We start from the raw sequence: 8,327 nt of genomic DNA, 5'->3' as shown, positions 1-8,327 counted from the left end.
GTTCTTTTCGTCTTATTTTTATTCTATTGCCGACTAATTCATTTACATTAATTTTAATAAGACGATGTTCCATCATCATATTTCACCTTTATATTATGGTAACGTTAATATTAATGCACCAGAGCCAGAAAAACGGCCAGGCTCAACGCGCCCATTAGTACGTAGAATTGAACTAACTTCTACTGTTGTTGCTCTGTCTTTTGCAACAGAGATTATTTCACCTTGTTCACCTGATTTACCATTTAAATATAAATTGGCATATAAACTGTTATTATTACGTAATGGAATACGATCGCTCACCATACCTGTTGCAACAACTTGTATTCTCATATCTTTATTACATGTCACTCGAATATTCTTTGCACGTCTTGCATTATTAAGCTCATCTTCATTAACATTGCCGTAATCAAGATCTACCGAGCCTTCAATAATTTGACAAGATCCAACAGGTGGCGGCGCAATACCACACGAAGATCCGGGTAACAATCGACCAGATGAGGCATAACCATATTGATTTGATTGGTAAAATAAACCGACACATTCTTGAAGAAGAGATGTATCAACTTTACGATGTACTGCAACATCAGGACCATAAGGCAATCCGCCTAGTTTTTTTAAAACAGCAGTACGTAATTGCTCCATAGTACGGTATTTATGTCCATTATCTAAAATAAACTTAGTCGCTACGCCACCCGATTGATCGGGCTGATGCCGGTGGTTAATCGTTATATAACACCGTTTCCAGCCATAACATGGATTTAATGCTGATGGAGGTTCAGGATCCCAACGTTGAATAATAAATGTATAATCAGCACCATCATAACCAACCTGTTTTGACTCTGTAATATAAGAAAAAATCGTCGCCATTGATGATGCTGAAAATAATAATGTTGCACTAAAAATAGACAATGCTAATAGTCGTTTCATAATAAACATAAAAGCCCCAAGTTCGTACTAATCATAATTCAGATGAAAGGTTGCAATGGCGTTAAAAGTCCCTCGCTTTATCGCTCTATTAGCAATAGCGGTGGGTTCTGCTTGTATAAATGCTTTAAATCTAAGAATTGAATCACCTGAAGTTAAGGCGATATCACTACTTTCTTGGTTAATTTTCAGTAAGCTTCCATCTGCATTTTCTAATCCGATCGCAATACCTGAAGCTTGGCTATTTGCATTAAGTGCAAGAAAGCCTTGCCCTGCCATAGCTTGATTTTCTTCGCCTTTAAAAGTCACCTTAACTTTGCTGTTAATAGATAGGTCGCATTCAGATAAATGTATCGCGAAATTTTGGCTCGTTGTTCTACCTGCCCCAATATAGAAGGTTTTATCGGGAATGTTACCAAAATCAATTTTGACTGTTTCATCACCTGGCTTAATAACACAAGGTTCTTCAACAAGTACGCCATGAAGACGCAAATTATTATCTATGCCATAAACAGGTGATAGCGCACTTAGCAACAATGCGGTACCACTCAAAGCAAAGAGTGCCAATGTCTTTAATTTCATTTTCACTCTCTCCTATTGATATTCAGCAAGTAATGTTGCAGTGACTTCAAATGGCCCTTCTTTTAACGTAGCCCCAGGTTTTTTTACAGGTACCGCTTTAATCACCGGTGGTTTATTCGGTGAAATAGTAAACTTTTCGTTTAAAGTAAAAGGTTGACCATCTCTTGTCATATGTATTGCTAAATCAGCCACATTAGTTTGTAATCCGGCATCATCAAATTGGCTTTTAGGGCCAATGATTGAAAGTCCTAAATCTGCTCCTTGCAAGCTATCTTCACACTTCAATGTGTAATTAACAGGTTGCGTATAATTAATGCCATCTACGCGATTAACCCCAACGTTATAACCAAAATCGACATCTATCACTCCGTTATCTTGGATAACACAAGGTGATGGAATGAGTAACGTGCCAAATAATTTTAAGTTAGGCTCATCAGCGTTGACTCCTAATGGCGATATAGCAAGTAGGATAAGCAGACAAATCTGTTTAAATTCGTTATACACAGTGACTCCTTACTGATATTCCATACGTAATGTTGCTGTTGCAGCAAAATCGCCACCCGTCAACGTGGTTGAATTATCTTTAACTGGTATCGCCTCAAGCACAGGGAAATCAGGGTAAGTAAAATTAATTTCTTGTCCTAAATTAAGCGCCTTGCTTTGATAAAGAAGACGCACGCCTAGTCCAGCAATATTGGTTGTTAACGCATTAGTATCAAAACCAGAACCATTGCCAACGACAGAAATTTTAAGTGCATTTACAGGCATATTTTTACATTCGGCGTTGTAATTAATTGGTTTTTTATAGTTCACACCATCAATTTTTGTGCTGAGGATATCCCCAAAATTCACTTCTACCATTTGCCCTTTATTAATGACACAAGGCGGTGGAGCAACCACATTTCCTGTAATATTTACAGGTACAAGCCCTGGTGTTATCAGGGTATCTTTAGCAACAGCAGTGGAACTCAGGACACCAGTAAATGTTGTCAGAATAAAAATCAACACTGCCTTGCTTGTGTTAAACTGCTGTTCCATAAACATAAATAGACCTATTAGTATCCTGTCGATGTTTCTGCAACCTTGCACTCGTTACCGCTACAACTAAATTTCAAACGAGGACGGCCACCATAATCATTGATGTAACTTAATACAGGTGATGCACCAAAAACCGACGCTTTTAAGTTGAGTGTGCCTTGTGCTTTAGGTGCAATCATCAGCGGTGTAAAACCTTCTAAGCTCTCTCCTTTTAACCCTGTTAAACCATCAACAATCGTGACAAAGTAAGGAGTTGGATTATTAACAATGTAATTATCGCCTTGCTTAGTTAAAGTGATTTTCTCTTGCCATGGGTTTGCTAAATCAGTTTGTGTTGCATAAATAGCTTTAGGGCGATAGAACAATTTAATGCGAGTTTGTAATGCAATTTGCAGTACATTAGGTTTATCACTACGAGGCGGAATTTCACGTAGATTAAAGTAAAAAACGCTTTCCCTATCTTGAGGTAGAGAGGCAATATCAGGTAGCGATTGCACTTTTATTTGGCTTTTATCACCGGGTTCTACACGTTGAATAGGAGGCAAAATAACGAGTGGATTTTCGATTTTCTCCCCTTGTTCATTTTCCATCCATCCTTGTGCTAAATAAGGTAATTCTTTATTCTGATTGCTAATATTAAGACTCACAGATTTATCTGCGCCATTAAAAATGACACGAGTTCTATCTAATGCAATCGCGGCAATTGCCTGTTGAGTTAAAACCATTCCAGTCAATAAGGTTGTTGCTACAATGAATGAGCGCTTTGCTAACATCATCTTTAATTACTCTTTTAGCTGTAAGTGATTTAATGTTTATTTTTCAACCTTAATATCGCACTTAATTCTGAGTTAATTGAGGTTGAATCAATCGTTCAGTTCTTCCTTCTTGCGGTACTGTTGGTGCTATTGCGGAAGACGTTGCACCATCGCATGCCAATAATAACGAGGTGACAAATTGCGCTTGTGGCAATTTTGGTACTCGTAACGTGCATTGCTCTTGACCATTCCAACGTACTTTTAAAATATCGCCAGAATTAATACCACTTAGATAAACATTCCCCCCATCATTAATAATTCCCAATTCTCGACCTTTTTCTGTCGTTACACTGGCACCAAATGGTGGAGAAGAGCCATCAGGCAAGCGCACTGTAGCCATCGCTTTTTGTCCTGATATAACATCAAATTGTCGATAACCGATTGCGCCTTCTGTCAATGTAAGTTGCTGGATTGAACGCAGTGCCTCAACGTTGTCAGGAAGTTGATCTAAGGCTATCGAAGCACTATCTCGATAGTAATTATTAATATCTGGGATAACGGCTTTACCAAAATAGTTAGTACGTGAAATTGCACCTAAGCTTTTAACGGGAACATCTGCAACACCATTGGTATCGACTAATAAACGAGCACCACCAGGGAGGCTTGTTCGATGGAATGCACCACCTTTAGGCGTTAATGTCGCACCACCTTGGAATGCTAAAGAAGCTGATGTGTATTCATCATTTATATGGCTAGCAGATGCGGTAACCAGCGCAGAATCACCATAGTGCGTGAAGTAGGCATCAGCAGATGCACGACCTCGGCTACTTAAACCAGCACCTAAACGATAGTTATTGTTATCATCAAGGCGGTCGAAATAACTGACATTATGTGAATTACCACCTTTATTAATGACAGTGTTATAGCTGATAGTGGCGCGATCACTCCATGGCATGGAGATATTGACATAAACACCATTATCATTACTGCCATTAAATTTATTGCGATAGGCTGATAAATTAAAACTGATATTTTTAAATCGCCCAATATCCATATATTTAGATAATGAAAGATTGTAATAATCGTTATTCGGCTTATTCCAATAAGTTTGATGATTGTAATTTATATAGGCACTCATTCCCCAATCTGGGAATTGTTTACTCACTGTAATGGTATAAAGTTCTTTATTACTATCTTGTATACCATTGCGATAACGTCTCTCTAAATATTGGTCCATACTCATAAAATCACGATCTGAGAATCGATAGCCAGCAAAAGTAACTTGACCATTAATTGCTTCAAAACGTTTAGAATAACTTAGTCGATAAGAACCACCGTTATAGCGTTTATCATCATTTGGAATTTTTGCCCATGAGTGCGTAGCATCAAAAGAAAGCGCACCTAAAAACATTAAATCTCGTCCAATACCTAATGATGCAGAGTTATAATCGCCAGCGACTAAGGAACCACCATAAAGTGACCAGCCATTGCTCACACCCCATGAAAATTCACCCATACCAAAGACAGGCCCTTCTGATCTATGGTTGATATTAGAAGGCTTACCTGCTGAGAATTTATATTGAACTCGTCCTGGTCTTGTTAGATACGGAATACTTGCTGTATCCATTTGATATTCTTGAACAGAGCCATCTTGCTCTTCAACACGGATATCAAGCTTTCCATTTACTGCATCATTCATATCCTGGATACGAAAAGGGCCTGGCGCGACTTGTGTTTCATAAAGAACACGGCCTTGCTGACTGACTGTCACTTTAGCATTTGTCTTTGCTACCCCTGTGATTTCAGGCGCATAGCCTCGTAAATTAGGGGGTAACATTTGGTCATCAGTCAGTAAACTAACGCCTGTGAAACGGAAATTATCAAAAATATCAGAGCGAGAATAGGTTTCACCCATGATAAGACGAGCACCTAACTGCGTTATTGCGCGATAAAGATAATATTGGCTCCAATCCCAGTTGTTTTTAGTGCTGTTGAATACACCTGTTGTGTGCTCGTAATTGGCTTGCCAATCAGCGCGAAAACGCCAAACACCTAAATTTGCGCCAGCTGTACCATTACCTGTGACTTGTTGACGCTGTTTTCCACCTGATGGACTGTGTACGTTTGCATTAACGTTATAGTCGAAAATAAGTCCTGCTATCCCTTCATCCCAGCGAGAAGGCGGATCCCAATCAGGTGTTGAATATTCAACATAGGCTTGAGGTATGGTTATAAGAAAACTACCACTACCTAAGTTTGTGCTGGTTGTCATACCTGGTAATGAGGCTTCATTAAGGCATGCGCCATTATTATTCCATTCTATTTTTTTAAGCCATTCTGGCTTTAAAGCAAATTGTTTGACCAATTCAGAGGGGATGCACGGAACACTTTCTTTAGGATCATCTTTAGGTACAATATAATTAATATTGTACATTTCGCTTAATTCATTGTTATTAATTCTAACAATAAATTCATATTTCCCTGGCATAATATAGCCAGAGCGAGAGAAATCTGATAAATCAATATTTTGTTTATCTTTTAAATCAAGAATATCAGAATTAAATTCAATATCGCTGGCAGCGAAAGCCATATTATATATACCAGCCATTCCAATAATAGTTAAATAGATAAATGCGGCAACAGGTCGAATAGAGTATTGCTTGTTTTTATTTTCCACTTGTATATCAGTGGGCTTGAATAATTTAGCCATAAATAACCTAACCCAGTCCATTTAATAATATTCGAGCTTAAAGCGTAGAGGCGCTTGGTAATTACCTGCTCGTGGAATATCATTGTTTTTGATTATCCTTGCCTGATAAAGAAGAGATAACGTATTAGTATCAATATCAACAGGAGGCAGTGGTTTCCCTGGTGTTGCTAATCTTCCATAACGATCAGCGATGGCTAAAGAAGCACCTTTAGCATCGCCTGAAAGCCGAAAATATCCGTTTTGAGCTTGCCCATCAAAAGTGGCAATAAAGCGAGGTTGCTTTGCAGCAGTTCCTTTTTTGTCAATAAGGGTGCATTGCGCCAATCGAATAGAGAAATACTCAATAGGCCCTTGCCCATCAACAACTAAGCTAGGAATAGATAATGTACTGAGTGAAATAACTTGGTCACGACTTCCTGCTGATATTGTGCATGTTGGCTCTAAAATAGTACCTTGAAGATTTAGATGACCAAATCGCTGATGCATTTTTCTATCTTGTTTTATATCAGTAAGCGCCATAACGTGTTCTGTGCATAAACCTAGAGCAACAGATAGCCACAATGACATCATTTTGCGATTCATTTATTTCGACTCCATTAGCGTAAAATAGAGGTATAAATCAGAGAGATAAAGCTCTGTATATCCATATACAGAGCTCAGATTTACTATTATTGGTAAGATAATGCGAACGTTGCGATCGCGGTGAAGTCACCAGGAACAGCGGCTTCTGTTGCAGAACCTTGTAGATAAGCTGCAAAGTTCAGGTCGTTATTACCATCAACTAAAGTTTGTGGAGCACTTGCCTCACCTAATTTAATTGGAGTACCACCAGCGTTTGTGATAACAACGGCTGCATTTTTAGCAATACCTTCGATACCTAAAGCGCCTTCTTTAATTTCTGGAGCTTCAGCACCTGTAAATGTCGTTTTAACTGTTTTATAAGTTTCAGTTGAACATTGTAATAGCTTAATTTTGAATGCATTAGAGTTACTACGGCCACCATCTTTAAGAGCCGTTGTAGATACCTGACCTAATGGAATACGTTGATTATCTGAATTTGGATCAATTGAGCATGGTGCATCAATGATTGAGCCATAAAATTCGATAGTACCGCGACCTTGGTCAGCAGCGAATGTAGAACCTGCAACAACAGTTAAGCCTAAACCTAGAACTAAACCTAATTTATTTAATTTCATCTTTATGTTTCCTAAAATATAAGTACTAACGAAGGTATTAAAATAATAATATTCAACGGATTTAAATAATCCAAATCAAGCGATTAAATAATTCACAATGAATGACACACTTAATGTGTTTCTATATTTTGACATGCCAATCCTCACAGATTTAATAATTAATTATAAAACTGAAGCGCAAAAATTAATTTTTAAATTAGATAAGTCAGTCATATCAAGTTGGACTTATTATTCTCTGCGATCTTATTTAAGTCAAACCTGACAAAATTAATTAAATATATTTCCATTAATTTACTGATATTAAGTGTATTTTTTACATTTCAATACGAAATATCACTTTGCATAAAATGAGTAATCAGAATTTAACACCTTAAATGCATTCACATGCTGGATTTTTTAGGTTTTAAAATCTATCTTCTTTAAATTTAAAGTTTAATATACTGATAGTCTTTTTTAGAATAAGAGTGAAAAAGGACAATTTGTAATTTTTTGTTTAAATATTTAATTCAATATTAACAAAAATATCATACCAATAACGCAATTAAAGTATAAATTATTGATTTAAAATAAAAATAAGAAAAGCAAATATGTTAATTTTTATGTCCTTATAAATAACAACTTATTTAAAAAAAATCTTTTTATTCATTTATCATACTCAATAATAGAATTCACTTATTAACAAAATAATAAAAAAAAACCACATAACTTAATGATATAAAAGATTTTTATTTTATTTACATCTAAATATAGTTTCTTGGTTTATTAATTATAAACTGAAAAGACATAAAAACAAATTAACAAATTGATTTATAACGATTTTTATATTTTCATAATAAATTCAGACATCAATAAAAGTGTAATTTAACATTTTTTATATAGGTATTTATACGTAAGAAAAAATAATCATAAAAAGAGTGTTTTTAATAATTAGATTTTCACTCTAAAAATTAGGTTAAATATTAACTAGTTGATAATAAGGAAAAGAAATCCAAAAAATGAGTATTATTATTAATTAAAAAAAGTATGTGTTAGAACCATTAATTTAAAAATTAACAATTAATTTAAATAAATTTTTTAATGTATTTATTGAATAGTATTATCAATCGACATTTCATTTATCAT

At 35.8% G+C, this 8,327-nt stretch carries 8 protein-coding genes; all 8 read right to left on the bottom strand.

The window, feature by feature from the left end; translation table 11 throughout:
* Nucleotides 1-93: 93 nt before the first annotated feature.
* The 8 genes from M983_RS12335 to M983_RS12300 all read right to left on the bottom strand — a co-directional run bounded on the left by M983_RS12335 (nt 94) and on the right by M983_RS12300 (nt 7,205).
* Nucleotides 94-936 (bottom strand): MrpH family fimbial adhesin, encoded by an 843-nt coding sequence (locus M983_RS12335; RefSeq protein WP_066751261.1) that lies wholly within the window; start codon nt 934-936, stop codon nt 94-96.
* A gap of 18 nt (nt 937-954) precedes the next feature.
* Entirely contained in the window at nt 955-1,506 is a 552-nt protein-coding gene (locus M983_RS12330; RefSeq protein ID WP_066751258.1) for a fimbrial protein, read from the bottom strand.
* A gap of 12 nt (nt 1,507-1,518) precedes the next feature.
* Entirely contained in the window at nt 1,519-1,989 is a 471-nt protein-coding gene (locus M983_RS12325; RefSeq protein WP_342671337.1) for a fimbrial protein, read from the bottom strand.
* A gap of 30 nt (nt 1,990-2,019) precedes the next feature.
* Nucleotides 2,020-2,544 carry a fimbrial protein gene (locus M983_RS12320; protein WP_245684045.1) on the bottom strand — a complete coding sequence of 175 codons (525 nt, stop codon included), beginning with the start codon at nt 2,542-2,544 and terminating at the stop codon, nt 2,020-2,022.
* Nucleotides 2,545-2,561: 17 nt separating this feature from the next.
* Entirely contained in the window at nt 2,562-3,320 is a 759-nt protein-coding gene (locus M983_RS12315) for a fimbria/pilus periplasmic chaperone (RefSeq protein ID WP_066751250.1), read from the bottom strand.
* A 61-nt stretch (nt 3,321-3,381) separates the two neighbouring features.
* Nucleotides 3,382-6,009, bottom strand: coding sequence for an outer membrane usher protein (locus M983_RS12310; protein ID WP_083954598.1), 2,628 nt, complete (start codon nt 6,007-6,009; stop codon nt 3,382-3,384).
* 21 nt (nt 6,010-6,030) lie between these two features.
* On the bottom strand, nt 6,031-6,591 hold the full coding sequence (locus tag M983_RS12305; protein ID WP_066751248.1) for a fimbrial protein: 561 nt from the start codon (nt 6,589-6,591) through the stop codon (nt 6,031-6,033).
* Nucleotides 6,592-6,677: 86 nt separating this feature from the next.
* A complete protein-coding gene (locus M983_RS12300; protein ID WP_066751245.1) occupies nt 6,678-7,205 on the bottom strand; it encodes a fimbrial protein in 528 nt (175 codons plus the stop codon).
* Nucleotides 7,206-8,327 lie beyond the last annotated feature (1,122 nt).

It is taken from the genome of Proteus myxofaciens ATCC 19692 (assembly GCF_001654855.1).
GTDB classification, from domain to species: domain Bacteria; phylum Pseudomonadota; class Gammaproteobacteria; order Enterobacterales; family Enterobacteriaceae; genus Proteus; species Proteus myxofaciens.
Note: the sequence above shows the minus strand (reverse complement) of the source record. Positions and strands in the feature narration are given on the sequence as shown.